At 73.4% G+C, this 26,447-nt stretch carries 21 protein-coding genes and 1 other RNA gene; 3 read left to right on the top strand and 19 right to left on the bottom strand.

All coding sequences use genetic code 11. The features are described from left to right. Positions 1 to 172: 172 nt before the first annotated feature. Positions 173 to 457 carry a DUF3039 domain-containing protein gene (locus Sdagh_RS27965; protein ID WP_189419969.1) on the bottom strand — a complete coding sequence of 95 codons (285 nt, stop codon included), beginning with the start codon at positions 455 to 457 and terminating at the stop codon, positions 173 to 175. Between the two features lie 30 nt (positions 458 to 487). After that, positions 488 to 1,057 (bottom strand): YqgE/AlgH family protein, encoded by a 570-nt coding sequence (locus tag Sdagh_RS27960; protein WP_189419967.1) that lies wholly within the window; start codon positions 1,055 to 1,057, stop codon positions 488 to 490. Positions 1,058 to 1,332: 275 nt separating this feature from the next. Here Sdagh_RS27960 and murA point away from each other — a divergent pair, with 275 nt between their 5' ends. Beyond that, positions 1,333 to 2,679, top strand: coding sequence for a UDP-N-acetylglucosamine 1-carboxyvinyltransferase (gene murA / locus Sdagh_RS27955; protein ID WP_189419966.1), 1,347 nt, complete (start codon positions 1,333 to 1,335; stop codon positions 2,677 to 2,679). 148 nt (positions 2,680 to 2,827) lie between these two features. Here murA and Sdagh_RS27950 read toward each other — a convergent pair whose 3' ends face one another. The 14 genes from Sdagh_RS27950 to Sdagh_RS27885 form a co-directional block, all read right to left on the bottom strand. Then, entirely contained in the window at positions 2,828 to 3,109 is a 282-nt protein-coding gene (locus tag Sdagh_RS27950) for an HU family DNA-binding protein (RefSeq protein WP_003990598.1), read from the bottom strand. A gap of 343 nt (positions 3,110 to 3,452) precedes the next feature. Next, positions 3,453 to 4,868 carry an NAD-dependent malic enzyme gene (locus Sdagh_RS27945; protein ID WP_226535899.1) on the bottom strand — a complete coding sequence of 472 codons (1,416 nt, stop codon included), beginning with the start codon at positions 4,866 to 4,868 and terminating at the stop codon, positions 3,453 to 3,455. Between the two features lie 358 nt (positions 4,869 to 5,226). Beyond that, positions 5,227 to 7,599, bottom strand: coding sequence for a HelD family protein (locus tag Sdagh_RS27940; protein WP_226535898.1), 2,373 nt, complete (start codon positions 7,597 to 7,599; stop codon positions 5,227 to 5,229). Between the two features lie 59 nt (positions 7,600 to 7,658). Further along, positions 7,659 to 8,120, bottom strand: a complete 462-nt coding sequence (locus tag Sdagh_RS27935) for a hypothetical protein (RefSeq protein WP_308288770.1) — start codon at positions 8,118 to 8,120, stop codon at positions 7,659 to 7,661. A 54-nt stretch (positions 8,121 to 8,174) separates the two neighbouring features. Then, positions 8,175 to 8,753 (bottom strand): CGNR zinc finger domain-containing protein, encoded by a 579-nt coding sequence (locus Sdagh_RS27930; protein ID WP_190078624.1) that lies wholly within the window; start codon positions 8,751 to 8,753, stop codon positions 8,175 to 8,177. Between the two features lie 90 nt (positions 8,754 to 8,843). Continuing rightward, positions 8,844 to 9,695: an iron uptake transporter permease EfeU gene (efeU, locus tag Sdagh_RS27925; RefSeq protein WP_189423349.1), complete on the bottom strand. Its 852-nt coding sequence runs from the start codon at positions 9,693 to 9,695 to the stop codon at positions 8,844 to 8,846. Positions 9,696 to 9,699: 4 nt separating this feature from the next. Further along, positions 9,700 to 11,025 carry an iron uptake transporter deferrochelatase/peroxidase subunit gene (gene efeB / locus Sdagh_RS27920; RefSeq protein ID WP_190078625.1) on the bottom strand — a complete coding sequence of 442 codons (1,326 nt, stop codon included), beginning with the start codon at positions 11,023 to 11,025 and terminating at the stop codon, positions 9,700 to 9,702. A 22-nt stretch (positions 11,026 to 11,047) separates the two neighbouring features. Continuing rightward, a complete protein-coding gene (efeO, locus tag Sdagh_RS27915; RefSeq protein ID WP_189423343.1) occupies positions 11,048 to 12,184 on the bottom strand; it encodes an iron uptake system protein EfeO in 1,137 nt (378 codons plus the stop codon). Positions 12,185 to 12,420: 236 nt separating this feature from the next. Next, positions 12,421 to 13,572, bottom strand: coding sequence for a uroporphyrinogen-III synthase (locus tag Sdagh_RS27910; RefSeq protein ID WP_190078626.1), 1,152 nt, complete (start codon positions 13,570 to 13,572; stop codon positions 12,421 to 12,423). A gap of 98 nt (positions 13,573 to 13,670) precedes the next feature. Next, entirely contained in the window at positions 13,671 to 15,026 is a 1,356-nt protein-coding gene (locus Sdagh_RS27905) for a nitrate/nitrite transporter (RefSeq protein ID WP_190012028.1), read from the bottom strand. A 297-nt stretch (positions 15,027 to 15,323) separates the two neighbouring features. After that, positions 15,324 to 16,568, bottom strand: coding sequence for an acyltransferase family protein (locus Sdagh_RS27900; RefSeq protein ID WP_190078627.1), 1,245 nt, complete (start codon positions 16,566 to 16,568; stop codon positions 15,324 to 15,326). Beyond that, positions 16,565 to 18,763, bottom strand: coding sequence for a bifunctional polysaccharide deacetylase/glycosyltransferase family 2 protein (locus Sdagh_RS27895; RefSeq protein WP_190012026.1), 2,199 nt, complete (start codon positions 18,761 to 18,763; stop codon positions 16,565 to 16,567). The genes Sdagh_RS27900 and Sdagh_RS27895 overlap by 4 nt, the downstream gene beginning before the upstream one ends. Continuing rightward, the gene (locus tag Sdagh_RS27890) at positions 18,763 to 19,698 is read right to left on the bottom strand and encodes a hypothetical protein (protein ID WP_190078628.1); all 936 of its coding nucleotides are present in this window, start codon (positions 19,696 to 19,698) and stop codon (positions 18,763 to 18,765) included. Before Sdagh_RS27890 ends, Sdagh_RS27895 begins: the two co-directional genes overlap by 1 nt. An 813-nt stretch (positions 19,699 to 20,511) precedes the next feature. Then, on the bottom strand, positions 20,512 to 21,477 hold the full coding sequence (locus tag Sdagh_RS27885; protein ID WP_189423328.1) for a LysR family transcriptional regulator: 966 nt from the start codon (positions 21,475 to 21,477) through the stop codon (positions 20,512 to 20,514). 83 nt (positions 21,478 to 21,560) lie between these two features. Here Sdagh_RS27885 and Sdagh_RS27880 point away from each other — a divergent pair, with 83 nt between their 5' ends. Together Sdagh_RS27880 and Sdagh_RS27875 are read left to right on the top strand one after the other, a co-directional pair. Continuing rightward, complete coding sequence (locus Sdagh_RS27880) at positions 21,561 to 22,868, top strand: MFS transporter (protein ID WP_190078629.1); 1,308 nt, start codon at positions 21,561 to 21,563, stop codon at positions 22,866 to 22,868. Positions 22,869 to 22,992: 124 nt separating this feature from the next. Then, positions 22,993 to 23,964 carry a LacI family DNA-binding transcriptional regulator gene (locus Sdagh_RS27875; protein WP_190078630.1) on the top strand — a complete coding sequence of 324 codons (972 nt, stop codon included), beginning with the start codon at positions 22,993 to 22,995 and terminating at the stop codon, positions 23,962 to 23,964. Positions 23,965 to 24,115: 151 nt separating this feature from the next. Here Sdagh_RS27875 and ssrA read toward each other — a convergent pair. From ssrA to Sdagh_RS27860, 3 genes are all read right to left on the bottom strand, one after another. Further along, positions 24,116 to 24,515: a transfer-messenger RNA gene (gene ssrA, locus Sdagh_RS27870) on the bottom strand. Positions 24,516 to 24,617: 102 nt separating this feature from the next. Continuing rightward, the gene (gene smpB / locus Sdagh_RS27865; protein WP_226536017.1) at positions 24,618 to 25,157 is read right to left on the bottom strand and encodes an SsrA-binding protein SmpB; all 540 of its coding nucleotides are present in this window, start codon (positions 25,155 to 25,157) and stop codon (positions 24,618 to 24,620) included. 88 nt (positions 25,158 to 25,245) lie between these two features. Further along, a complete protein-coding gene (locus tag Sdagh_RS27860; RefSeq protein ID WP_189423323.1) occupies positions 25,246 to 26,424 on the bottom strand; it encodes a S41 family peptidase in 1,179 nt (392 codons plus the stop codon). Between the last annotated feature and the right edge of the window lie 23 nt (positions 26,425 to 26,447).

Genomic DNA, 26,447 nt, shown 5'->3' with positions numbered 1-26,447 from the left:
CATACGCAATGGCGATTTCGCTCTGCACAACACCATGGAGGCTAAGGACTACAGGAACGTGTCCACAAGAGGTCTGAACCATTTCCGCGGCAACGCGCAGGCCCCCGGAGCGCGTCGGCACGCGCTCCGGGGGCCTGCGGAAAAGCCGGGTGAGCCGGGGGACCCGGGCGGGCTACTTCTTGCCGTCGCCCTTGCCCTCGTCGCCGCCGCCGCTCATGGACTCGTAGATCTCCTTGCACATGGGGCACACCGGGTACTTCTTCGGGTCGCGGCCCGGCACCCAGACCTTGCCGCACAGCGCCACGACGGGCGTGCCGTCGAGCGCGCTCGCCATGATCTTGTCCTTCTGGACGTAGTGGGCGAAGCGCTCGTGGTCGCCGTCACCGTGGGACACCTGCGGTGTCGGCTCGACGAGGGTCCCCGTACCAGTCCCGCGCTCGGGCTCAAGAGTGCTCATAACCGCCAAGGGTACTGAAGCGCACCCGCTTCAGTTGAGCGACGGGTCGTCCGGGTAGGTCGCCACCATCGCCAGCTCGCTGCGCTGGCGGCGCAGCACCTCCCGCCAGAGCCGGCCGGGCAGCGGCGAGGAGACGTCACCGGGCTCGGACTCCACCACGTACCAGGCGCCCTCGGCGAGTTCGTCCTCCAGCTGGCCCGGTCCCCAGCCGGCGTACCCGGCGAAGATCCGCAGGCTGCCCACGGCCGGCGCGAGCAGCTCCGGCGGCGCCTCCAGGTCGACCAGGCCGATCGCGCCGTGCACCCGGCGCCAGCCCAGCGGGGCGCCGCCGTCGCCGTCACCGGGGACGACGGCCACGCCGAGCGCCGAGTCCAGGGAGACCGGGCCGCCCTGGAAGACGACGCCGGGGTCGCCGGCCAGCTCCGCCCAGCCGTCCAGGATGTCGCCCACCCCGACCGGGGTCGGGCGGTTCAGGACGACACCGAGGGAGCCCTCCTCGTCGTGGTCGAGGAGCAGCACCACCGCACGCTCGAAGTTCGGGTCCGCCAGGGCGGGAGTGGCCACGAGCAGCCGCCCTGTGAGCGAGGACACCTCGGTCATGCCTGACATGATCCCGCATCCCGCCCCGCGATGGGGAGGCGGCCGGAGGCACCGGAGTGAACGCGACCCCCGGGACGCCCCGGTACGCCCCGGTACGCGCCCGCGGCGGTGACCGCGCGTGCCCGCGGCGGTTACCGTGCGTGCCCGACAAGGGACCGTTCGTGTTGTGACAGAACCATGAAACGGCTGTGCGGTGCCGGGCTTACGGCCGCGGCCCGCGAGACGATTACCCTTTCCCTTCTGGCCCCTGCCCCACTCCACGGAACGCGAGATTCATGACCGTCAACGGCGCTGATGACGTACTGCTTGTCCACGGCGGAACCCCGCTGGAGGGCGAGATCCGTGTCCGCGGTGCGAAGAACCTCGTACCGAAGGCCATGGTGGCCGCACTCCTCGGCAGCGCGCCGAGCCGGCTGCGCAATGTTCCGGACATCCGCGACGTGCGGGTCGTACGCGGACTGCTGCAACTGCACGGGGTGACGGTCCGTCCGGGCGACGAGCCGGGCGAACTGGTGCTCGACCCCACGCACGTGGAGAGCGCCAACGTCGCCGACATCGACGCCCACGCGGGGTCGAGCCGCATCCCGATCCTCTTCTGCGGCCCGCTGCTGCACCGCCTCGGGCACGCCTTCATCCCCGGCCTGGGCGGCTGCGACATCGGCGGCCGGCCCATCGACTTCCACTTCGACGTGCTGCGGCAGTTCGGCGCGACCATCGAGAAGCGCGCCGACGGACAGTACCTGGAGGCCCCGCAGCGGCTGCGCGGCACCAAGATCCGGCTGCCGTACCCGTCGGTCGGCGCGACCGAGCAGGTGCTGCTGACGGCGGTGCTCGCGGAGGGCGTCACGGAGCTGTCCAACGCGGCCGTGGAGCCCGAGATCGAGGACCTCATCTGCGTCCTGCAGAAGATGGGCGCGATCATCGCCATGGACACCGACCGGACCATCCGCGTCACGGGCGTGGACCGGCTCGGCGGCTACAACCACCACGCCCTGTCCGACCGCCTGGAGGCCGCCTCCTGGGCGTCGGCGGCGCTGGCGACCCAGGGGAACATCTACGTCCGCGGCGCCCAGCAGCGGTCGATGATGACGTTCCTGAACACCTACCGCAAGGTGGGCGGCGCCTTCGAGATCGACGACGAGGGCATCCGCTTCTGGCACCCGGGCGGCCGGCTCAAGTCCATCGCCCTGGAGACGGACGTGCACCCCGGCTTCCAGACCGACTGGCAGCAGCCGCTGGTGGTGGCGCTCACCCAGGCCACGGGCCTGTCCATCGTCCACGAGACGGTCTACGAGTCCCGGCTCGGCTTCACCTCGGCGCTGAACCAGATGGGCGCCCACATCCAGCTCTACCGCGAGTGCCTGGGCGGCTCCGACTGCCGCTTCGGCCAGCGCAACTTCCTGCACTCGGCCGTCGTCTCCGGGCCCACCGAGCTGGAGGGCGCCGACCTGGTCATCCCCGACCTGCGCGGCGGCTTCTCGTACCTGATCGCGGCGCTGGCCGCCCAGGGCACCTCCCGGGTGCACGGCATCGACCTGATCAACCGCGGCTACGAGAACTTCATGGAGAAGCTCGTGGAACTGGGCGCGAAGGTGGAACTGCCGGGCAAGGCACTCGGCTAGACCCCCGCCGCAACGCCGATGGGGCGGTCACCCGAGTCCGGGTGACCGCCCCATCGGCGTTGCGTACGGCGCCCCGAAAGGGGCGCGGGGAACTGCGCGACCAGCCACGACGGGCCCGCAGATCCCCGCGGCGCTCACACGTGAACGCTCACTTGCCCTTGGCGGCTTCCTTGAGCTTCGAGCCCGCGGAGACCTTCACGCTGTAGCCGGCCGGGATCTGGATCGGCTCGCCGGTCTGCGGGTTGCGGGCGGTGCGAGCGGCACGGTGGGTGCGCTCGAAGGTCAGGAAGCCGGGGATGGTGACCTTCTCGTCGCCCTTGGAGACGATGTCGCCGACGACGTCGGCGAACGCGGCCAGCACGGCGTCGGCGTCCTTGCGGGTCACCTCGGCGCGGTCGGCCAGCGCGGCCACCAGCTCACTGCGGTTCATGTTGTTACTCCCGTGTCTTTCTTGCCGTTGAGGCGTGCCACGCGGCCAGGCCGCATGTTGGGCACAGCGAAGCCGATGCTGCCAGGGTCCTCGGACAGTCCCCGGACCCGGGTCCGGTGCCGGACCCACGCGCCCAGGGAGGCATCCTGCCTCTACCTGCGGCGGTAAAGCCAATCCGGCACCCGCAGGAGTCGTGAGAACGCCCTTGGGAGTCACACGTAGAGACGGCCGGGGCCCGGCCGCCCACCTTAGGGGGCCGTCGCGCGGCGCCGGGCGCGCGACGCGCCGGGTGAGGACCCCGCGGTCCGTGGTGATCCTCACAGCCGGCGCCCCGCGGCGCCGGTCAGACGGTGACGCCCGCCGCCTTCGCCGCGTCGCGCACCGCGCCGGCGACGGCGCCGGCGACCTTGTCGTTGAAGACCGAGGGCACGATGTAGTTGGGGTTCAGCTCGTCCTCGGTGACGACGCCCGCCAGGGCCTGCGCGGCGGCGAGCATCATCTCGGTGTTGACGGTGCGGGACTGGGCGTCCAGCAGGCCGCGGAAGACGCCCGGGAAGACCAGCACGTTGTTGATCTGGTTCGGGAAGTCGCTGCGGCCGGTGGCGACCACGGCGGCCGTCCGGCGGGCGACGGCGGGGTCGACCTCGGGGTCGGGGTTGGCGAGGGCGAAGACGATCGCGCCGTCCGCCATGGCGGCCACGTCGTCGCCGTCCAGCACGTTCGGGGCGGAGACGCCGATGAAGACGTCGGCGCCGCGCACGGCCTCCTTGAGGGTGCCGGTGAGGCCCTCGGGGTTGGTGTTGTCCGCGATCCAGCGCAGCGCCGACCCGGGGGCGGCGTCGACGAGGTCCTCGCGGCCGGCGTGGACCACACCGTGGATGTCGGCGACGACGGCGTTCTTCACCCCGGCGGCCAGCAGCAGCTTCAGGATCGCCGTACCGGCCGCGCCCGCGCCGGACATGACCACCCGCACGCTCTCGATGCCCTTGTCGACCACGCGCAGGGCGTTGGTGAGGGCGGCGAGGACGACGATGGCGGTGCCGTGCTGGTCGTCGTGGAAGACGGGGATGTCCAGGGCCTCGCGCAGCCGGGCCTCGATCTCGAAGCAGCGGGGCGCGGAGATGTCCTCCAGGTTGATGCCGGCGAAGCCCGGGGCGATCGCCTTGACGATCTCCACGATCGCGTCGGTGTCCTGGGTGTCCAGGCAGATCGGCCAGGCGTCGATCCCGGCGAACCGCTTGAACAGGGCCGCCTTGCCCTCCATGACGGGGAGCGCGGCCTTCGGGCCGATGTTGCCCAGGCCCAGCACCGCCGAGCCGTCCGTCACGACCGCGACGGAGTTGCGCTTGATGGTCAGGCGGCGGGCGTCCTCGGGGTTCTCCGCGATCGCCATGCACACGCGGGCGACGCCCGGGGTGTAGATCATGGAGAGGTCGTCACGGTTGCGGATGGGGTGCTTGGACTGCATCTCGATCTTGCCGCCGAGGTGCATCAGGAACGTACGGTCGGAGACCTTGCCGAGCGTGACGCCCTCGATGCCGCGCAGTTCCTGCACGATCTCGTCGGCGTGGGAGGTGGAGCCGGCGGCGATGGTGACGTCGATCCGGAGCTTGTCGTGGCCCGACGCCGTGACGTCGAGGCCGGTCACCGAGCCTCCGGAGGACTCCACGGCGGTGGTGAGCTGCGAGACGGCGGTTCCGCTCGCGGGCACCTCCAGCCTGATGGTCATCGAGTAGGAGACGCTGGGCGCCGTAGCCATGGCCGACTTCCTCTGCTTTTACCGTGTCGCTTGGTTGTGCCGTTGTGCCGTCCGATGGTCGCACCTACCCCTGAGTACGTGGTAGCCGCCCCCGACCGCGACGACAAAGCGGAAAATGACTTCCACCATACGAGAACTGAGAACTCGGGGGAAGAGAACCCCGGGACGGGAATTGTCTTGCGGGGATCGTTTGTTACCTTGGACATGGCACCGGCCCGATCCAAGCCCCCGGGCCCAACCATCGTCGCTACGAGCGACCACTTGCCGCGAGGCGAGCATGGCGGGTCGGTGTCACCTACGTCACAGGAGAGCGGGGCCCGCACCGGACGGTGCGGGCCCCGCTCCCGTGCCGTCGGGGTCAGTCGCGCAGCAGGTCCGGCACCCCGGCCGCGTCCGGCTCGTCCCGCTCCCCCGAGACCACCGTGAGCTGCTGGGTGGCCCGGGTCAGGGCGACGTAGAGGACCCGCAGCCCGGCCGGGGACTCGTCGGCGATCTCAGCGGGCGAGACCACCACCGTCGCGTCGTACTCCAGGCCCTTGGCCTCCAGGCTGCCCAGCGCCACCACCCGGTCCCCCAGCCCGGCGAGCCAGCGGCGGGCCTCCTCGCGCCGGTCCATGGCGACGACGACGCCGACCGTGCCGTCGACCCGCTCCAGCAGCCGCGCCGCCTCCTCGCGGACGGTGGCGGCCAGGGTGTCCCGGACGACGGCGAAGCGCGGCTCGACGCCCGTGGAGCGGACCGCCCGCGGCGCGGCGGCGCCGGGCATGGCGAGGGCCAGGACCCTGGCCGCCAGATCGGCGATCTCGGCCGGGTTGCGGTAGTTCACGGTCAGCTCGAAGCGGCGGCGCGGGCGGGAGCCCAGGGCCTCGTCGCGGGCCGCCGCCGCCTCGTCCGGGTCCGACCAGGAGGACTGGGCCGGGTCGCCGACCACCGTCCAGGTGGCGTGCCGGCCGCGGCGGCCGACCATCCGCCACTGCATCGGCGTGAGGTCCTGCGCCTCGTCCACGATGACGTGCGCGTACTCCACCCGCTCCTGGGCCAGCCGCTCGGCGCGCTCGCGGCGGGTCTCCTCGCGCTGCGGCATCAGCTCCTCCAGGCCGGTGAGCTGGTCCAGCGGGTCCAGTTCCCGGCGCTTGCGGGGCCGGGCCGGGGCGCCGAGCACCGCGTGCAGTTCGTCGAGCAGGGCGATGTCGTGGACGGAGTACCCGTCCCGTCTCAGCGAGCGGGCCACCCGGCGCACCTCGCCGGGGTTGAGCACCCGGCGCGACCAGCGGCCCAGCCGCTTCTCGTCGGCCATCGCGGCGAGCACCGAGCGCGGGGTCAGCTCGGGCCACCAGGCGTCCAGGAAGGCGACGAACGGGTCCTCGGAGGTGACGTCCTCGTCGAAGGAGGAGCGCAGCTCGGCGGCCAGCTCCGGGTCGGTGTGCCGGGTGGCGCCGCCGGACTTCGCCCACAGGGCGTCCAGGAGCAGCTTGCGGGCGCGCGGGCGCAGCAGGTTGACCGGGGCGGTGCCGGTGAGGACGTTGCGGCGGATCTCCGCCAGTTCCTCGGCCTCCAGTTCGAGACGCCGGCCGAAGGCGACGACGCGGAGCCGGGCCGGAGCGCCGGGGTGCTCCAGGGCACCGCGCGCGGCCCGGCGCAGCACCTTCAGCATCCGGGCCGAGCCCTTGGCGCGGGCGGTCGAGGGGGTGTCGTAGAGCGTCGCCTCGGCCTCGTCGACCAGGGAGCCGATGGCGCGGATCGCCACCTGGCCCTCCTCGCCGAGGGAGGGCAGGACGCCCTCGGTGTACGCCACGAGCAGCGGGGTCGGGGAGACGATCAGGATGCCGCCGGAGTAGCGGCGCCGGTCCTGGTAGAGCAGGTACGCCGCCCGGTGCAGGGCGACGGCGGTCTTGCCGGTGCCGGGGCCGCCCTCGACCTGGGCGACGGAGGCGGCGGGGGCGCGGATGACCAGGTCCTGCTCGGCCTGGATGGAGGCGACGATGTCCCGCATGGAGTGGGTGCGGGCCTGGCCGAGGGCGGCCATCAGGGCGCCGTCGCCGATGACGGGCAGCTCCTCGCCGTCGAGGTACGCGGTGATCTCGGGGCGCATCAGGTCGTCCTCGACGCCGAGGACGCGCCGCCCCTTGGAGCGGATCACGCGCCGGCGCACGACCCGCCCGGGGTCGACCGGCGTGGACCGGTAGAACGGCGCGGCGGCGGGCGCCCGCCAGTCGATGACCAGCGGGGCGTACTCGGCGTCCAGGACGCCGATCCGGCCGATGTGCAGGGTCTCGGCGATGTCCGCGGTGCTGTCCGGCCGTACGGCCCCCTCGGCGGGCTCCACGGCGGTGTACGCGCCGTCCGGGCCCCTCTTGCCGTCCTTCCCCCGCAGCAGGTCGATCCGGCCGAAGAGGAAGTCCTCGAACTCGCTGTTCAGCCGGTTGAGGTGGACCCCCGCCCGGAAGACCTGGGCGTCGCGCTCGGCCAGCGCGCCGGGCGTGCCCACCTGGCCGCGCCGGGCCGCGTCGTCCATGAGGAACTCCGCCTCGTGGATCTTCTCCTCCAGTCGGCGGTACACCCGGTCCAGGTGTGCCTGCTCCCGGCTGATCTCTCGGTCGCGTACGGAATCGTCGCGTACGGGTGCGTCGCTCACGGGTTCGTCGCGTACGGAATCGTCGCGTACGGGTGCGTCGCGTACGGCGTCCCGGTCCGAGTCGACGGCCGAATCCTGTTGCGCCTGTGCGGCCACCGGGCCCCCTTCTGACGTGCTGGGCAGCCGTCAACCGTACGCGAAGGGGGCGCGTGAAGCTACGCGTCGGTCTCCACCAGACGCTTCCCGTCGAAGGTCATGACCTCGAAGTGGTCGATCTGGTTCGGCGTGAGGGCGGCGCCGCCGTCGACGTACAGCGGTTCCCTGGCTTTGGCGGTGGTGGCGTCCGGGATGCCGCAGCCCCGTGCGGGGACCGACCAGGAGGTGAGCGTCTCGCGCTCGCCGTTCTTGCCCACGGCGATCAGCGCGCGCTTCTCGGGACCCTTGACGTTCTTCAGCTCCAGGACCGCGCGCGTCCCCCAGGCCTTCTCCTCCAGGGCGACGGTCGCGCTGACCTGGGTGCCGGGGTCGGTGGCGCTGACCCGGTCGGTCAGGCCGCCGAAGGCCTCCCGGGCGGTGCCGGAGCCCCGCGCCTCGGTGGTCCGGCCGTCGTCACCGCCGCCGGTGGTGGCCACGGCGGCGAACGGGCCGCCGACGATCAGCGCGGCGGCGGTGCCCACCAGGTAGAGGTTGCGGCGCTTCCTGCGGGCGCGGCGCTCGGCGACCGAAACCCGTCACGCCCGGGCCACCGCAGCGACCCGCCGCCGGTGGCGAGCGACCCGCTCCCGATTGCCGCAGACCTCGCTGGAGCACCACCGCCGCCGCCGGCCACGGGAGGTGTCGAGGTAGACGACGGTGCAGTGATCCCCCTCGCACTGCCGCAGACAGCCACGGGCGACGGGATCGGTGAGCAGCTCCACCGCGTCCCGGGCGAGAGCCCCCAGCAGCGCGGAGCACGCCGGCGGCCCCGCCAGCTCCCGTACGAGCAGCCCCTCCTCGCCGACGACCACCCGGGGCGCCGGAGGCGCGTCGCGGGCGAGGTCGTTGACGCGGTCGAGGGCGCCGGCCACGGCCGCGGCGGGCGGACCCGTCCCGGCGGAGAGCCGGTCCCGCACCAGCCGCCCCGTGTGCGCCCGCAGTTCCCGGAACCCGGCGAGCCAGCCGGTGTCGGCGTGGTCGAGGGGGGTGCCCGGCGGCACCAGCCCGGAACCGGTGATCCAGGCGCGCAGGGCCTCGACGGAATCGAGGCGTTCGGCGGGGTGGGCGGTGGCGAGGAGGTCCAGGCAGGGCCGTCCGGTGGCGAAGCGTGCCATGTTCCTGTCACCGCCTGCTCTACGACTGCGGGGGACCGTCCTCCCACAGTGCCCGCCCGCCGGGGCCGCCGGAACCCCTCGTACCGGCCGCTATGACGCGGGCGGGGCCGGTTCCGTCCCGGCCTCACCCCGGCCGGCCGCGAACCCCGCCGGGGCCAGGAACAGCGCGAGGGCCGGGAGCAGGTACAGCAGCCACACGGCGGCCTGGAGGACCGTGGGGTCGGGCTGGAAGTTGAACACGCCCTTGAGCAGGGTGCCGTACCAGCTGTCCGGCGGCACCGTGCCGCTGATGTCGAAGGCGAGGCTGGTCAGGCCGGGCAGCAGGTCGGCCTCCTGGAGGTCGTGGACGCCGTACGCGAGCACACCGGCCGCGACGACCACCAGCATGCCGCCGGTCCAGGTGAAGAACCTGGCGAGGTCGATCCGCAGCGCGCCGCGGTAGAACAGCCAGCCCAGCAGGACGGCGGTGGCCAGGCCGAGGGCGACGCCGATCAGCGGGCGCGGGGTGCCGTCGCCGGCCGCGTGCACCGACGCCCACACGAACAGCGCGGTCTCCAGCCCTTCCCGGCCCACCGCGAGGAGCGCGGTGGCGACCAGCGCCCCGGTGCCCATCGCCAGGGCCGCGTCGAGCCGGCCGTGCAGTTCGGTCCTCAGATGGCGGGCGGTACGCCGCATCCAGAAGACCATCCACGTCACCAGGACCACGGCGACGATCGACAGGGAGCCGCCGAGCGCTTCCTGCGCCTGGAACGTCAGCTCCTGCGACCCGAACTCCAGGACGCAGCCGAAGCCGAGCGCGAGGGCGATCGCGATGCCGATGCCCGTCCAGACCGGCCGCAGGGCGTCCCGGCGGCCGGTCTTGACCAGGTAGGCGATCAGGATGCAGACGACGAGGCTGGCCTCCAGCCCCTCGCGCAGTCCGATCAGGTAATTGGAGAACACCGATCTACGCCTCCTCGGAGAACAGCGTCCGCCCCCACCAGTCGCTCGCGTCACGAACGCCGGGCGGGATCGCGAAGACCGCGGAACCCACGTGCTGGATGTACTCGTTGAGCGCGTCCGACGCCGCGAGCCGGCGTTGCAGCGGAATGAACCCGGTTCGCGGATCGCGCTGGTAGGCCAGGAAGAACAGACCGGCGTCCAGCCGGCCGAGGCCGTCCGTGCCGTCGGTGAAGGAGTAGCCCCGGCGCAGGATGGTGACGCCGCCGTTGGAGTCGGGGTGCGCGAGCCGGACGTGCGCGTCGGGCTTCATCGCCTTCAGGAACGGCGCGTCATGCTCCTTCGCCCGGCCGGCCGGCGCGCCCTCGCCCTTGTCCCGGCCGAAGACGTCCTCCTGCTCCCGCAGCGGCGTACGGTCCCAGACCTCGATGTTCATCCGGATGCGCCGGGCGACCAGGTACGAGCCGCCGGTCATCCAGCGCTCGTCGCCCGCGCCGGCCCAGACGTACTTCTCCAGCCGGTCCGTCTCGGTGCCCGCGATGTTCCGGGTGCCGTCCTTGAACCCGAAGAGGTTGCGCGGGGTCTGCGCGCCGGGCGTCGTCGACGAGGTCTTGCCGAAGCCGAGCTGGGACCAGCGGACGGCGACCTTGCCGAAGCCGATGCGGGCCAGGTTGCGGATCGCGTGCACGGCGACCTGCGGGTCGTCGGCGCAGGCCTGGACGCACAGGTCGCCGCCCGTGCGGGACTCCTCCAGGTTGTCGCCGGGGAAGCGGGGCAGGTCGACCAGGGCCGCGGGCCGCCGGCCGGCGAGGCCGAACCGGTCGAAGAGGGAGGGTCCGAAGCCCAGGGTCAGGGTGAGCCGGGAGGGCGGGAGGCCGAGTGCCTCGCCGGTGTCGTCCGGGGGTGCCTCGGCCAGGCCGCCGTAGGCGCCCTCCCCGACGGCCCGCCCGGCCGTCATCCGCCGCGCCGCCGCCGTCCAGTCCTTGAGCAACCGGACGAACGCGGCCCGGTCGTCAGTGGTCACGTCGAACGCGGCGAAGTGCAGCCGGTCCTGGACCGGGGTGGCGATGCCCGCCTGGTGGGGGCCGTGGAAGGGGACGGCGCCGCCGGTGCCGGCCGGGTCGTCGTCACCGGCACGGGCCACGGCCACCGCGCCGCCGGCCGCGGCGGCGCCGAGGACCAGCCCGGCGCCGCCCCAGCCGAGCAGCGCGCGCCGCCCGGGCGCGCTCCTGAGCCGCTCGGACCGCTCGGACGCCCCCGGCTCCCCGGACTCCCCGGACTCCCCGGACTCCCCGGACTGCCCGGGCTCCTGCCCGGCCGTGCTCCGCGTCATGATCGTCGTCGCCTCCGCTCCGTCACTTCACCACGGTGGCGGCGAGCCGGGACAGCGGTTCGGCGAGCGCGTTGACCGCGTCCGACAGCTTCTTGCGGCCGGCGGTGCCGACCTTGTCGTACGAGGTGAACTCGTACCCGTCCGGGTCCGTCCGGTACGTGTCGAGCAGCGTGTTCAGCGCCGTGAACTGCCGGTCCAGTTCGCCGGTCAGCGCGGCGTCCTTCTTCGCGGCGACCGGCTTCAGCAGCTCGTACGCCTTCTGCGCGCCCTCGACGTTGGCCTTGAAGTCGACCAGGTCGGTGTGCGCGTAGCGGTCCTCCTCGCCGGTGACCTTGCCGGTGGCGACCTCGTCGAGGAGTTCCTTGGCGCCGTTGGCCATGGAGGTGGGGGTGATCTGCGCGGTGCCGACCCGCTTCTGCCAGTCCTTCAGATCGGTCTCCAGCCGGCCGGCGAGGGTCTTCTCGGCCGCGCCGATCTTCCCGCCCTGCCAGAGCGCCTTCTCCAGCCGGTGCCAGCCGGTCCACTCCTGGCCCTCCTCCAGGCCGTCGGCGCGGGTGTCGACCTTGGGGTCGATGTCGCCGAAGGACTCGGCGACCGGCTCGGTGCGCTCCCAGCCGATCCGGGAGGGGGCGTACGCCCGCTTCGCCGCGGCCAGGTCGCCCGCCCGGACCGCCTTCACGAAGGTCCCGGCCTTCACGAGGGTGTCGTCGGCCTGCTCCTGCGCGTAGTCGCGGTAGGCGGCGACGGCCTTGTCCAGCTCGGGGTCGCGCGCGGCGGCCTTCCCGCCGGTGACGGTCAGCTTCTGCCGTACGCCGTGGCCCTTCATCCCGGGGCGGCAGGCGATCTCGTACGAACCGGCCTTGACCTCGGCGGTCAGCGTGTACGAGGTGCCCGGGCCGATGTTCTCCTTCTCCGAGACGATCCGGTCGTCCGGGAAGAGGATCTCGACCTCGGTGGCCTTGGTCCCCTTGTTCCGGATCTTCAGGGTGACCTGGCCGGCCGGGACGGACGCGGTGGAGGTGGTGCAGGTGGCGTCGGCGGCGGTGACCTGGATCGCGTCGTCGCCCTTCGCGTCGCTCTTGGCGGTGCAGCCGGTGACGGCGGCCGAGGCCAGCGCGGTGGCGGCGGCGAGGACGGCGGGGAGTCGGGCAGCGCGCATCAGGGCTCCTGGGCAGCGGGGCACACGGGGATCGCCCCACGACGCGCGGCGTCCGGCTTGGTGAGGCTGCCCTAACTTAACCGAGCTTCACCTCGGTCATACCCCCCTGAGCCGTGACGCACCTCTCAGATTGCGGCCCCCGCAACGGCTTGATATCGACGGCGGAAAATCGCCTTCAAGGCGGGGTCAAGGCAGCCTCAAGCCGCCGGGGGGACGCGTGTGGCAGGCCCCTGCCCTCAGGCGTCGTACTTGGTCCCGGCAGCCGGTTCCAGGGCGAGCCGGTAGCCCCGCTTGACGACGGTCTGGATCAGCTTCGGCGTGCCCAGGGCGGTGCGCAGCCGGGCCATGGCGGTCTCCACGGCGTGCTCGTCGCGGCCGGTGCCGGGCAGCGCGCGCAGCAGTTCGGCGCGGGGCACCACCCAGCCGGGACGGCGCGCGAGCGTCCGCAGCAGGGACATCCCGGCGGGCGGTACGGGTTTCAGCTCGCCGTCCACCAGCACGGCGTGCCCGCGGATCTCCACCAGGTGCCCGGCGACCGGCAACGACCGGGCGCGCGCGGGAAGTTCCCGGCAGAGCAGCTGGACGAGGGGGCCGAGCCGGAACCGCTCCGGCTGCACGGTGTCGACGCCGCGGGCCTGCAACGGCAGGGCGGTGACCGGGCCGACGCAGGCCGGGACCACGTCGTGGCCGAAGGCGGTGAGCAGTTCGGGCAGCAGCCCGCGCTCGTCGGCGCGGGAGAGCAGGGACGCGGCGGCGGGCGCGCTGGTGAAGGTGACGGCGTCCAGGCCGCGGGAGACGGCGGCGTCCAGGAGCCGGTCCACGGGCCCGATGTCCTCCGGCGGCATCCACCGGTACACCGGCACCCCGACCACCTCGGCGCCCCCGGCCCGCAGCGACTCCACGAACCCCGGCAGCGGCTCCCCGTGCAACTGGACGGCGATCCGGCGCCCGTCGACGCCCTCCTCCAGGAGCCGGTCGAGCACCTCCGCCATGGACTCCGACGACGGCGACCACTCCTCCGTCAGCCCGGCGGCCCGCACCGAGCCCTTGACCTTGGGGCCGCGGGCCAGCAGTTCCACCGTGCGCAGCCGCTTCAGCAGGGCCTCGCCGAGCCCCCATCCCTCGGCGGCCTCGATCCAGCCCCGGAACCCGATGGCGGTCGTGGCCACCACGACGTCCGGCGCCTGGTCGATCAGCTGTTCCGTCGCCGCCAGCAGTTCGCTGTCGTCGGCGAGCGGCACGATCCTGAGCGCCGGGGCGTGCAGCACCGCAGCTCCGCGCCGGGTGAGCAGGGCCCCCAGTTCGTCGGCCCGGCGGGCGGCGGTCACGCCGACGGTGAAGCCTGCCAGGGGTCCGTGGTCGTCGGTTCGCTGCTGTACGTCGTCCATGGCCTCGTCCCGCTCGGATCACTTGCGCCCATCGTGGCGACCGAGCCTGTCAACGGCGCGTGACAGGCTCGGTTCGGCTGTATGTCGCCGGTGTTACGTCACACCTTGGCGTAGCTGAGCTGCGCCTTCTCCTCGGTGGGGGCCGCCGGTCCGGCGGCCGGCGCGGCCGTACGCCGAAGGTATACCGCCCAGGTCAGCAGGAAGCAGGCGGCGTAGAAGACGAGGAAGGCGACGAAGGCGCCGGTGCCGGAGCCGTAGGAGAGGAAGGACTGCCGGAAGGCGAGGTTGATCCCGACGCCGCCGAGGGCGCCGACCGCGCCGATCAGCCCCATCGAGGCACCGGACAGCCGCCGCCCGTAGGAGGCCGCGGCCTCGCCCGTCAGCCCCTTGGCCTCGGCCTTGGCCTGGAAGATGCCGGGGATCATCTTGAACGTCGACCCGTTGCCGAGCCCGCTGAGCACGAACAGCACGACGAACGCGGTGACGAACAGCCCCAGCGACTCCCGCATGCTCGCGGCGATCAGCACGGCGGTGGCGGCGCCCATCGCGACGTAGTTCCAGAGCGTGATCCGCGCGCCGCCGTACCGGTCGGCGAGCTTCCCGCCCACGGGCCGGATGAGGGAGCCGAGCAGCGGTCCGATGAAGGTGACGTACGCGGCCTCCAGCGGTGTCCGCCCGAACCCGTTCTGCAGCACCTGCCCGAAGGCGAACGAGTACCCGATGAACGATCCGAAGGTCCCCACGTACAGGAAGGCCATGATCCAGGTGTGTCCGTCGCGGGCGGCGTCCTTGGCGGCGCCGGTGTCGTTCTTCACGGAGGCGATGTTGTCCATGAACAGCGCGGAGAGGACGGCGGCGACGACGATGAGCGGGATGTAGATGCCGAGCAGCACCCGCGGCCCGCCGCTCGCCCCGATGATGGCGAGCGCGACGAGCTGGATGACCGGTACGCCGATGTTGCCGCCGCCGGCGTTCATGCCGAGCGCCCAGCCCTTCTTCCGCAGCGGGAAGAAGGCGTTGATGTTGGTCATGGAGGAGGCGAAGTTGCCGCCGCCGATGCCGGCCAGCAGCCCGACCAGCAGGAACGTGGAGAACGACGTCCCCGGTTCCATCACCACGAACGCGGCGGTGGTCGGCACGAGCAGCAGGCTGGCGGAGATGATCGTCCAGTTCCGCCCGCCGAAGAGGGCGACGGCGAAGGTGTACGGCACCCGCACGACGGCCCCGACCAGGGTCACCACCGACGTCAGCAGGAACTTGTCGGCGGGGGTGAGCCCGTACTCGGGGCCCATGAAGAGCACGAGCACGGACCACAGGGTCCACACCGAGAAGCCGATGTGCTCGGAGAGCACGGAGAAGAACAGGTTCCGGTTGGCCGTCCGCTCCCCGCCCTCCTTCCAGAACGTCTCGTCCTCGGGATCCCAGTGCTCGATCCAGCGACCTCCTGCTGCCATGACGCCTCCACGCTCCTCCGGGCTTCGGATGTCCGAAGGTAGGGAGGCCGCGTTTCGGGGTTGTGGCTGTGGGTGACCGGTAAGGAACGTTGCTCTCACCCCGGGGGCGGGCGGGGTGAGAGGTCGCCGCGTCTCCCGCTCCCCCCACCTCGGACCACGGCGGCTTCCCCGCGCACCCGGACCGCTCTGTCCGGCTCCGGCACGGAAGTGATCCGTCCCAGCAGCCGCTGGAAGACCCGTGCCGCCACCGGCAGGCGCACCGGGGCCCGCCCCGCCCGGGGGCCGGCCCCGCACCCGTCAGCCCTGGCGCCGCCGGCCCCCGGTTCCGCCCCGCGCCGCGACCGACCCGTCCGGCCACAGCCGCGGCTTCCGCTTCGCGGCCAGGTCCTCCGCCCACCCGAACGCCACGATGCAGACCGCGATGAGGGCCCAGGCGAGGGCGAGGACGGGCCAGGGACTCTCCAGGAGCCATGCCTCGTGATCGGCGAGGGTGTCGATGCTCCACAGGTCGTCCCACACGGTGGCGGCGACGAGGATGCAGAGGTTGTGCCACAGGTAGATCGTCACGGCCCGGGAGTTGAGCAGGGTGACGAGCCGGTCCCAGCGCCGCAGCCGGCGCGGCCACTCGGTCCACGAGGGGCTGATGTGCAGCAGCAGCGCGACCGTGGCCAGGGACCACAGGGACTGCGCGAACGGGATGTCGTCGAGGTCGTGGCCCTCCTCGAAGCCGTGCGTGAGGGCGTACCACAGGCCGAACGCGGCGACGAACGGGGCCAGCGACGGCACGGCATAGCGCGGGAGTCGCCTGAGGACGCCCTGCTGGTGGGCCATGCCGAGGATCCAGCAGGCCCCGAAGGTGCTGAAGTCGGTGACGGCCGAGTCGATCCGCGCGACGGGGATGTGCAGCCAGCCGAACTCCAAAGCGGCGGCCAGGGCGACGGGCGACAGGATCGTCGGCCAGGGGAGCGCCTTGAGGGCCTTGAGGAGGAACGGGGAGAGGAGGACGTACCAGAGGTAGGCGCGGATGTACCAGAGGGGACCGCCGAGTTCGGCGGCCCAGTCCTCGCCGAGGATGTGGTGCACGCCGGGCAGGCCCTCGGCGAACGGCGGGTCGCTGAGCGGCACGATCCAGTACAGGAGGTGGAACCACCACCAGCCCGGGTGCCCCTCCGAGTCCGGCCCCCAGCCCTGGGCCACCATGCCCGTGACCCCGACGGCGCCGAGCAGCCACAGCGGGGGCAGCAGGCGGCGCGTGCGGCTGCGGACGACCTGGACCGCCGGGCGCTTGAGCGAGCGGGCCATCAGGTTGCCCGCGAGCGCGAACATCACGCCCATGGAGGGGAACACCACCGGGAGCCAGGCCCAGCCCATCAGGTGGTAGAGGACGACCCGGAAGAGGGCGATCGCGCGCAGCAGGTCGAAGTAGCGGTCGCGGACCGGCTTGCGCGGCTCGGCCGTCACCGGGGGCGCGGGCGGGGTCGTGTCGTCGGTGCCGGGAGGCGGGGAGGACAGCGCGTCCGACGGCGGCGGGACGGTGCTCATCGGACGGGCTCCTGCTGCTCGTTCATGACGCGCTGCCGCTGCGTCGGTATCCCACCGGGCGCCTCCACGGCCCCCGTCCGCCGCAGTTTCTGCCAGCGCAGACGCCCGCCGGTGAGGGCGGTGATCCAGGACTGGAGGAGCACGACGTACATGAGCTGGCGGTAGAGGATCTGCTGGAGGGGCAGCGAGATCAGGTGGGTCATGCGTTCGCGGTCCAGGCGGAAGGCGTACGCCGCGCAGACCGCCTGCAGCACCAGCACGCCCAGCCACGCGCCGATCGTCTTCTCGGTCGGGCCGAAGACGATGCCGTAGAGCAGGAAGATGTCGATCAGCGGGGCGAGCAGCGGGGCCACGACCATGAACAGGGAGACGAAGGGCAGGCCGACGCGGCCGAAGCGGCCCGAGGGGCCCCGGTCGACGACCGCGCGGCGGTGCTTCCAGATGGCCTGCATCGTGCCGTAGGACCAGCGGTAGCGCTGGGACCAGAGCTGCTGGACGGTCTCGGGCGCCTCGGTCCAGGCGCGGGCGTCCTCCGCGTAGACGACCTTCCAGCCGTCGCGGTGCAGCGCCATCGTGACGTCGGTGTCCTCGGCGAGGGTGTCGTCGCTCATGCCGCCGATCCGGGCCAGCGCGGAGCGGCGGAACGCGCCGACCGCGCCCGGGATGGTCGGCATGCAGCCCAGCACGTCGTACATGCGCCGGTCGAGGTTGAAGCCCATCACGTACTCGATGTGCTGCCAGGCGCCGATGAGGCTGTCCTTGTTGCCGACCTTGGCGTTGCCGGCCACCGCGCCGACCTTCGGGTCGCCGAAGGGCTGGACGAGTTCGCGGACGGTGGACGGTTCGAAGACCGTGTCGCCGTCCATCATCACGACGATGTCGTGGCTCGCGTTGGCCAGGCCCCGGTTGAGGGCGGCGGGCTTGCCCGCGTTGAGCTGGCGGATGACGCGGACGCCTGGCAGGCCCATCGCCTCGACGATGCGCGCGGTGCCGTCGGTGGAACCGTCGTCGACGACGATGATCTCGACCGGGTGGTCGCTCGCCATCAGCGAACGGACGGTGTTCTCGATGCACTTGGCCTCGTTGTACGCCGGCACCAGCACCGACACCGGCCGGGTGACCGGCGGTCCCCAGGCGAAGTTACGGCGGCGCACCTTGCGGGCGTGCGCGAACGACAGCAGGAGCATCAGGGCGAACCGGCCGATGACCAGCGTGCCGATGACCGCGAGGCCGACGACGAGGGCGTCCGTGACCTTCTCCGACGCCTGGACGAGGAAGACCCACGCCTTGGCCTTCCACAGGCCGGCCCCGGTGACCTCGGAGTGCGCGCTCGGCAGGTCGAGCGCCTCGGAGAGGTTGTCGAACTCGTAGCCCTGCTCCTGGAGTCCGGGCAGGAACCGGTCCAGCGCCTGGACCGTCTGGTGGCGGTCGCCGCCGGAGTCGTGCATCAGCACGATCGCGCCCTTGCCGCCGTGCGGGGTGGCCCGGCGGATGATCTCGTCGGCGCCGGGCCTCTTCCAGTCCTCGCTGTCGGTGTTGTTGACGACGGTGAGGTAGCCGCGGGAGCCGATGTACTCGGTGACCGGCCAGGACTTGTTGTCCATGGCGTCGGCGAAGGAGGAGTACGGCGGCCGGAAGAGCGAGGTGCGGATGCCGGCCGCGCCGGTCAGGGCGAGCTGGTTCTGCGACAGCTCCCAGTCGATGCGGGACGTCGACTGGTAGGAGAGGTCGGGGTGGTTGAAGGTGTGCAGGCCCACCTCGTGGCCCTCGTCGACCATCCGCTGGACCAGGTCCGGGTAGCGGGACGCCATGGTGCCGGTGACGAAGAAGACGGCGTGCGCGTGGTGCTCCTTGAGCACGTCCAGGACTTTCGGGGTCCAGACCGGGTCGGGGCCGTCGTCGAAGGTGAGGACCAGCTTGTGGTCGGGCACGCTCATCGACTCGGTCCGGCCGGCCCGGGTGTCGATGACCGGGCCGCCCTCCAGGATCTTCTGCGGCACCTGGTCGGTGGCGGCGGGCGGCTGGACGCGGTGGTCGGCGAGGATCTCGCTGTGCACGTAGCCGCGGAGCATGAGCATCGCCATCAGGGCGACGAGGACGAGCACCGGCAGGAGCAGGCGCAGCGGCAGACGGCGCCGCCGGGAGCCGCCACGGGCTCCGGGTGCGGCTCCGTGACGACGGGTGCGGGGGGCCATCAGAGGGTGTACTCCACGAGCGGTGAGTCGGAGGCGGGGCCGGCGGGCGCGCCCGCCGCGAGGGGGGTGGGGGTGCCCGGGGCCTGGGCCAGGTTGCCGGGGTCGACGCCGGTGCCGGCGCTGTCGCCGCCGCCGGGCGCGGACTCGGTCGGGTCGGCCGTACCGCCGTCGGTCGCGGTCGGGTCCGGGGAGGCGGTGACCTCGTCCCCGGTGGTCTCGGCCGGGCCGGGCGCGCTCGCGCCGCCGCTCTGGGCGGGCGCGGACTCGGTGACGGTGGGCGCCGGGTCGGCCGGGGTCGCCGGCCCCTCGGTCGCGGGGGCGGTGCCGGTCGTGCCGGCGCCGGTGTCCGGGAGCTGCTCCGCCACACCGGTGGCGGGGGGCGTGGGCCGTGGTGCGGTGCCGCCGGTGGCGGACGGGCTCGCCGCTCCGGTGGGCAGCGGGGTGGTGTCGACCTGGCCGGCGGGCTTGCCCGCCTTCTCGCCCGGTACGGGCAGCCAGGGGGCGTCGGAGTTGCCCGACAGGAGGGTCACGACCATGACGACGGCGTAGACGGCGCAAGCGAGGCCGACGGCTATGCCTATCCGGCGGTACAGGCGGATGCGCCGGCCCGACTCGTCGACGAAGACCGGCCGGTCGGCGGGGTCGGCGGACAAGGTCCCGCCCGCCGCCTTCCGCAGCAGCGCCCCGTCACCGAGTTGTACGGCGTCGAGCTGGACGGTCACCTCGTGCGGGTCGTGCTCCTGGCCGTCCGCGCCGCCGGGTTCCCGCCAGGGGTCGCGGACGGAGGCCGCGGGGGTGGCCGGCCGGACGTCCGTGGCGGCGGTGGCCGGGGTGGCGGTGGCCGGGGTGGCGGCCGGGCGGCCGGGGACCTTGGTGAAACGGTCGGTGGCGGCGGTGCCGGCGATGGCGCCGCTGGTGGCGGTCGGACGCGGCATCTTGGGCCATCCGCCGGTCGCGGGGGCGGGAACGGGGCCGCGTGCGGGGGCGGATGCCGGTGCGGGTGCGGATATGGGGGCGGATGCGGATGCGGGTGCGGATATGGGGGCGGATGCGGGTGCGGGTGCGGATATGGGGGCGGATGCGGGTGCGCCGGGCAGTACGCCCGTGACGCCGGCACCGCGCCCCGGAGATATGACACCCGTGGCATCCGCATCGGACACCGGAGATATGACACCCGTGGCGTCCACGCCGGACACCGGAGATATGACAGCCGTGGCATCCACGCCGGGTACCGGGGACATGACGGCCGTGGCCCCGGCGTCGGAGACCGGAGGCAGCACAGCCGTGGCGCCCGCGTCCGGCGCCGGAGGTATGACGGCGGTGGCGCCCGCGTCCGTGTCGGGCAGGGACGACAGCACCTCGGTCACATCGGCACCGGACACCGACGGCAGGACCTCCGTCGCGCCCGCACCACCGGCTCCGGAACCGGAACCCGTGCGGCCGTCACCGGCGCCGGCCGGGCCTCTCACGAACCAGGAGCTCGCGCTTCCCGGGCTCCCGGCATCCCGGCCTTCCCCGGACGCCCCCGTCCCCGACGCGGCCTCGGGCCACTTCGGTTGGGCGTCTTTCTGCCAGTTCTCCACGCGCGTGCACTTCCCCCCAACGAGCAGGTACGGGTGCGCTTCGACTCCGAGCACCTGTCGGGCGAACATGGCCCTCACCAGGTTCGAGCGCCCCCGTTACCACACAGTGCTCAGGCGACGAATGTAGCGCACAGGGAGACGGCGTGTCGGCCTGGTGCCCATTTGTTAGGACGCCATCACCTCCGCGTCACTGTCCGGAATCCATCCCCTCACCGGCCGACGCAGCCACCCTTCCTCCGCCGCGACGAGGCCCGCGGCCCGGCGCAGCGCCCGCAGTCCCGGGTGCACCAGCCCTTTCCGCCACACCAGGGAGACCGGCGACAGGGGCACCGGATCGACCAGGGGACGCACCACCGTCGCGGGCATGGCCGGAAACCCCACCACGACGAGGACCGGGTTCCGGGTCTTGGCCATCAGACGTTCGAATTCCTCCTCGCCCACCGCCAGCGGCGCGGGCGGCGCCACCTCGATGCCGCGCCCCGCGAACAGCCGGCGGGCGAGGTCGGTCCACTCCGGCGTCCGGGGGTTGCCCGCACCGGCGTACACGGTCTCGCCCGCGAGCGCGTCCAACGGCACCTCGGGCAGCGGCGCCAGCGGGTGGTCCTCGGGCAGCACCAGCGCCATGGGCTCGTAGCGGACGGGCTGCTGCTCCAGCCCCGCGCGCAGCGCCGGCGCCAGCCCGGCGTACCGGCCGAAGGAGACGTCCAGCCGCCCGGCGAGGATCTCCGCCGCCGCCCAGGTCAGCCCGCTCTCGTAACGGGCCATCAGCTCCAGCTCGGGGGCGAGGCCACGGGCCCGGTGCAGCACCCGCCGTCCGGTGCCGAGGCCCGGGGAGTTGAGGTCGACCAGCAGGGGGCGGGCCTGCCCGAAGGCGGCGAGCAGCTCGTCCTGCGCCTGGAGGACGCGCCGCGCGTACGGCAGCAGCCGCTCGCCGTCGGCGGTCAGCGTCACCTGCCGGGTGGAGCGGACGAACAGCTCGGCGCCCAGCTCCCGTTCGAGGCGGCGCACGTCCCGGCTGAGCGCCTGCTGGGCGACGTAGAGCCGGGCCGCGGCGCGGGTGAAGTGGAGTTCCTCGGCGACGGTGACGAAGGCGCGCAGGAGACGGGGGTCGAGGTGGCTCGGCACGGGCATCCGGGCAATTTACAACGGGGGTGCGTGAATCGGGGCCCGGCAGGTGTTGGACCCCGCCGCCCGCTCCGGGGGACGGTGCCGCCATGCCGCCTCGCACTCCGACCCGCCCGCCCGTCACCATGACCGTCACCGCCGACAGCCTCGTCGCCGCCGACTTCCGCCCCCGCGCCCGGGAGCGCCCGCGGGGGCCGTACCGCCGGCTGCTCTCCGTGCCCGGTGCGCGGGCGTTCACGGCGGGCAACCTCGTCGCGCGCCTGCCGCAGGGCATGTTCAGCGTGAGCGCGGTCGTGATGATCGCCGGGACCCGGGGGTCGTACGCCCTGGCCGGCGCGGTCGTCGCGGCCGGGCTGGCCGTGTCCACGGTGGTCGCCCCGCTGATCGCCCGGCTCGTCGACCGGCACGGGCAGGCCCGGGTGGCCGTGCCCGCCACCGTGATCGCCGTCCTCGGCTCCCTCGCACTGGTGCTCTGCGTCCGCCAGGGCGCCCCCGGCTGGGCGCTGTTCGCCGCGCAGGCCGCCACCGCCACCACTCCCAACACCGGCGGCATGGCCCGTGCCCGCTGGAACCACCTGCTGCGCGGCGACCCCGCCGCCCTGCACACCGCCAACTCCTTCGAGCAAGCCGCCGACGAGCTGTGCTACATGCTCGGCCCGGTGCTGGCGGCCTTCCTGTGCACGTCGTTCTTCCCGGAGGCGGGCACGCTCGTCGCGGCGGCGCTGCTGCTGGGCGGCATCCTGCTGTTCACCGCCCAGCGCGCCACCGAGCCGCCCGCCCGGCCCGGCGCGTCCGCCGGGAAGGCCCCGCTGCGCGCCCCCGGCATCCCCCCGCTGCTCGCGGTGTGCCTGGCGACGGGTGCGGTGTTCGGCTCGATGGAGGTGGTCACGATCGCGTTCGCGGACGCGCAGGGGCACCGTCCGGCGGCCGGCGCGGTGCTGGCGCTCCAGGCGGGCGGCTCGTGCGCGGCCGGCCTGCTCTTCGGGACGCTGCGGCTGTCCGGGTCCGCCCGGTCCCGGCTGCCCTGGTGCGTGGCGGCGATGACCGCCCTGATGTCCCTGCCGCTGCTCGCGGCGGCCGGCACCGGTTCGCTGCCGCTGCTCGCGGGGGCGCTGCTGCTGGCCGGGACGGCGACCGCCCCGACGATGGTCACCACGATGACGCTGGTCCAGGAGCGCACCCCCGAGGGCCGCCTCAACGAGGGCATGACCCTGGCGGTGACCGGCCTGCTCGGCGGCATCGCCTGCGGCAGCGCGACGGGCGGCTGGGTGGCGGAGCACCTCTCCCCCGCGGCCGGGTACGGGGTCCCGGTCACGGCGGCGGCGGTGGCGCTGCTGCTGGCCGGGGCGGCGACGGGCCGGCCCCGCGCGTCCCGTCCGGCGCGCGCGACCCATTGACGGCCCCGCCCGCCGGGTCTACGTTCCTCCGTCACAGCCCGTCGAAGCGCTTCGACCGTCCCGCCCCTCCGTACGCCTTCCCGCCCCTCGCCCCGGAGGCACCGACCATGCCGGCAGCAGCCTGATGGCCAGGATCACCGACGTGGCCCGGCGGGCCGGGGTCTCCCCCAGCACCGTCTCGTACGCCCTGAGCGGCAAGCGGCCGATCTCCGCCGAGACCCGGCGCCGGGTGGAGGCGGCCGTCCGCGAACTGGGATACCGGCCGCACACCGGCGGCCCGACCGGGGTGCTGGGCCTGCTGCTGCCCCTGCGCACGGGCCTGCGTCCGCCGCCGGAGCTGTGCTGTGCGATGGCGGTGGTCACCGCCGCCCGGGCGCACGAACGCGACGTCCTCCTGATCACCGGGGAGGACGGCGAGCGGGCCCTGCGCCGGGTGGCGGACGCGCTGATCGTGATGGACGTGCGGCTGCGCGACCCCCGGCTGCCGTCGCTGCGCGACCGGCCGTCCGTGCTGATCGGCGTGCCCGCCGAGCCGGCGGGGCTGACCTGCGTGGACCTCGACTTCCGGGTGGCCGCCGAGCGGTGCGTCGCCCGGCTGGCGGAGCTGGGGCACCGGGTGGTGGCGCTGGTCGGCGCCCCGCCGGAGGAGTACGCCCGGCACGGCGCCGCGGCCCACCGCGTGCTGCGTGGCTTCACGGCCGCCGCCGACCGCGCGGGGCTGCTCTCGTCCGTGCACCCGAGCGGCCATCCGACCGGCCCGGACGCCGCCCTGGAGACGGCCGGGCGGCTGCTGCGGCTGAGCCCCGCGCCGACCGCGGTCGTCGTCCACAACGAGCCGCTGCTGCTCCCCCTGCTCGACGCCCTCGCCCGCCTCGGCCGCCGGGTGCCGCAGGAGCTGTCGGTCGTCGCGATCTGCGCGGACGACGTGGCGCTGACGCCCCGCACCCCGGTCACCTCGGTCACGGTCCCCGCCGCGGAGCTGGGCACCCGGGCCGTGGACCTGGCCGTACGGGCCCTCGCGGGCACCGCCGCGCCCGGCGTGACCCTGCTGCCGCCCCGCCTGACCGATCGTGCGACCACGGCACCCCGGGCATGACGGAAGCCCCCGCCGCTCACGCGACGGGGGCTTCGGCCCACAGGGGGCAAGGGGGTGCGGATGGCGGAGCCCCCGCCTCGCGCGGCGAGCCGCGCGGACATGACGAAGGCGACGTGGCCCGCGCTGTCGCGGGCCACGTCGCCTGTCGTCTTCGTGGAGATGGCGGGAATCGAACCCGCGTCCAACGGTGCGGAACCAGGGCTTCTCCGTGTGCAGTTCGCTTCGCTTTTCTCGGCCCCGGCGATCACGCGAACAAGTCGCCGACGGGCCCAGTCACTGTGTGGTTTCCCTTTTCACCCCGTGACCGGGATCAAGGTTTAGTCCCCTAGCTGATGCCAGGATCCGGGTCGGGAACAGCCCCGGGCTGACACTCCCTTAGTAGGAGGCTCGCTTCGCTACCTGAGATCAGGCAGCGAGGGCGAAGGCCTGCTGGGAGGAATCGCGCTTGGTGTTGGCGATTATTTTTTTCGGCCTGTGGTTTACGAGATCATGGCCGCTTCCTCGACACGCTTCCCCTGCTTCGACAGCCGCTGTCGAAACCGATCATCCCCATGTTGATTTTTCAATCCACGTCGCACCTGCAAGGGGTGCGAGTGCCATCGTACGTGACCAACGCACGACCGTGCCAGCCCATTCCCGGCGCCCCGCCGAGGTCAGCCGCGCTCCCGGCGCTTGATCGCCGAGATGGTCCGCTCCGCCTCCCGCCGGTCCTGCTTCTCGCGCAGGGTCTGACGCTTGTCGTACTCCTTCTTGCCGCGGGCGAGGGCGATCTCCGCCTTGGCCCGGCCGTCCTTGAAGTACAGGGCGAGCGGCACGATGGTGTGCCCGGTCTCCTGGGACTTCGACGCCAGCTTGTCGATCTCCTCCCGGTGCAGGAGCAGCTTGCGCTTGCGGCGCGCGGAGTGGTTGGTCCAGCTGCCCTGGTGGTACTCGGGGATGTGCGCGTTGTACAGCCACGCCTCGCCCCCGTCGATCTGGACGAACCCGTCGGTCAGCGAGGTCCGCCCCTCGCGCAGCGACTTGACCTCGGTGCCGGTGAGCACCATGCCGGCCTCGTAGGTGTCGATGATCGCGTAGTCGTGCCGGGCCTTCTTGTTCTGGGCGACGATCTTCCGTTTGCCGCCCTTCTCGCCGTCCCGGGCCCTGCCGCCCCCGCCGCCCTGCTTGGGCTGGGACTCCTTCGGTACGTACATTCCCTTGCTCATAGTCCCGCCATTTTCGCACTACGACAGGGGTCGGGGGGAAGCCGATTACCGCGCGCGCCGGCCGCGCGGGCGGCGGTCAGCGTCCCAGGCCGTCGAGGACCGCCGCGGCCCGCTCCACGGCCGCCGGCCGGTCCGGGTCGATCTCCAGGTCCGGGGTGATGCCAGTCCCGTCGACGCCCCGGCCCGAGGGCGTGCGGTAGTGGCCGACGGTCAGCTCGGCCACCGAGCCGCCGGGCAGCCGGCTCGGCATCTGGACCGAGCCCTTGCCGAAGGTGCGGGAGCCGACGACGACCGCCCGGCCGCGGTCCTGGAGCGCCCCGGTGAGCAGTTCGGCCGCGCTCATGGTGCCGCCGTCGACGAGCGCGACCAGGGGCGTGGTGGTGTCCCCGCCCCGGTCCGCTTGCAGGGCGCGCTGCTCGCCGTCGACGTCGTACGTGGCGACCAGGCCGCCGTCGAGGAAGGCCGAGGCGGCGATGACCGCCTCGGTGACCAGTCCGCCGGAGTTGCCGCGCAGGTCGAGGACGACACCGGCGGCGGACGGCGTGTCGCGGACGGCGGCGCGGACCTGGTCGCCGACGCCCTTGGTGAAGGAGGTGACCTTGACGACGTCGGCGCCGTCGGCGAGCCGGCGGACGGTCACCGGCTGGGTGGACAGCCGGGCCCGGCGCACCGTCTCGCTCCACGCGTGCGTGCCGCGTTCCAGGCCCAGCCGGACGGTGGTGCCGGCGGGCGCGTCGGTGGCGTCGCCGCGCAGCAGGGCGACGACCTCGGTGACGGGCCGCCCGTCGACCCGCTCGCCGTCGACGCTGCGCAGCCGGTCGCCCGCGCGGATGCCGGCCTCGGCGGCGGGCGAGCCGGAGCGCACCTTCGTCACCTCGATGGCGCCGCCGCGCTCGCGCCGGGCGGAGAGCCCGATGCCGGTGTACCGGCCGTCGAGGGCGTCCTCCAGGTCGGCGTACTCGTCCTCGGAGTAGACGGCGGCCCAGCGGTCGCCGCTGCGGCTGACCGCGCGTTCGGCGGCCTCCACGGGGGACTTTCCGTCGGCCATCGCCTCGGCCGCGGCGCGGGCCACCTCGCGGCCGGCCCGGCCGGTGGCGGGCGCGGCGGCGCGGGCGGCGTCGGAGGCCGTGTTCCGGTCGGCCTCGGGGAGCGTGCCGGTGGCCGCGCCGGCCGCCAGGACACCGGCGAACACCAACGTCAGGGCGGCCCCGTGGCGGAAGCGGCGGGGCTGACAGAACAGGTCACGACCTGACATGCGGGTGAGTGTAGGACACGGCG

The organism is Streptomyces daghestanicus (assembly GCF_020521275.1).
Taxonomy (GTDB): domain Bacteria; phylum Actinomycetota; class Actinomycetes; order Streptomycetales; family Streptomycetaceae; genus Streptomyces; species Streptomyces griseoviridis.
The sequence above is the reverse complement of the archived record's forward strand: the minus strand, read 5'-3'. Positions and strand labels throughout refer to the sequence as shown.

Coding starts and splice junctions, on each gene's coding strand:
- Sdagh_RS27965 (WP_189419969.1), bottom strand. CDS start 457: ATGAGCACTCTTGAGCCCGAGCGCGGGACTGGTACGGGGACCCTCGTC.
- Sdagh_RS27960 (WP_189419967.1), bottom strand. CDS start 1,057: ATGACCGAGGTGTCCTCGCTCACAGGGCGGCTGCTCGTGGCCACTCCC.
- murA (WP_189419966.1), top strand. CDS start 1,333: ATGACCGTCAACGGCGCTGATGACGTACTGCTTGTCCACGGCGGAACC.
- Sdagh_RS27950 (WP_003990598.1), bottom strand. CDS start 3,109: ATGAACCGCAGTGAGCTGGTGGCCGCGCTGGCCGACCGCGCCGAGGTG.
- Sdagh_RS27945 (WP_226535899.1), bottom strand. CDS start 4,868: ATGGCTACGGCGCCCAGCGTCTCCTACTCGATGACCATCAGGCTGGAG.
- Sdagh_RS27930 (WP_190078624.1), bottom strand. CDS start 8,753: ATGGCACGCTTCGCCACCGGACGGCCCTGCCTGGACCTCCTCGCCACC.
- efeB (WP_190078625.1), bottom strand. CDS start 11,025: ATGACGCGGAGCACGGCCGGGCAGGAGCCCGGGCAGTCCGGGGAGTCC.
- efeO (WP_189423343.1), bottom strand. CDS start 12,184: ATGCGCGCTGCCCGACTCCCCGCCGTCCTCGCCGCCGCCACCGCGCTG.
- Sdagh_RS27910 (WP_190078626.1), bottom strand. CDS start 13,572: ATGGACGACGTACAGCAGCGAACCGACGACCACGGACCCCTGGCAGGC.
- Sdagh_RS27905 (WP_190012028.1), bottom strand. CDS start 15,026: ATGGCAGCAGGAGGTCGCTGGATCGAGCACTGGGATCCCGAGGACGAG.
- Sdagh_RS27900 (WP_190078627.1), bottom strand. CDS start 16,568: ATGAGCACCGTCCCGCCGCCGTCGGACGCGCTGTCCTCCCCGCCTCCC.
- Sdagh_RS27895 (WP_190012026.1), bottom strand. CDS start 18,763: ATGGCCCCCCGCACCCGTCGTCACGGAGCCGCACCCGGAGCCCGTGGC.
- Sdagh_RS27890 (WP_190078628.1), bottom strand. CDS start 19,698: ATGCCGCGTCCGACCGCCACCAGCGGCGCCATCGCCGGCACCGCCGCC.
- Sdagh_RS27885 (WP_189423328.1), bottom strand. CDS start 21,477: ATGCCCGTGCCGAGCCACCTCGACCCCCGTCTCCTGCGCGCCTTCGTC.
- Sdagh_RS27880 (WP_190078629.1), top strand. CDS start 21,561: ATGCCGCCTCGCACTCCGACCCGCCCGCCCGTCACCATGACCGTCACC.
- Sdagh_RS27875 (WP_190078630.1), top strand. CDS start 22,993: ATGGCCAGGATCACCGACGTGGCCCGGCGGGCCGGGGTCTCCCCCAGC.
- smpB (WP_226536017.1), bottom strand. CDS start 25,157: ATGTACGTACCGAAGGAGTCCCAGCCCAAGCAGGGCGGCGGGGGCGGC.
- Sdagh_RS27860 (WP_189423323.1), bottom strand. CDS start 26,424: ATGTCAGGTCGTGACCTGTTCTGTCAGCCCCGCCGCTTCCGCCACGGG.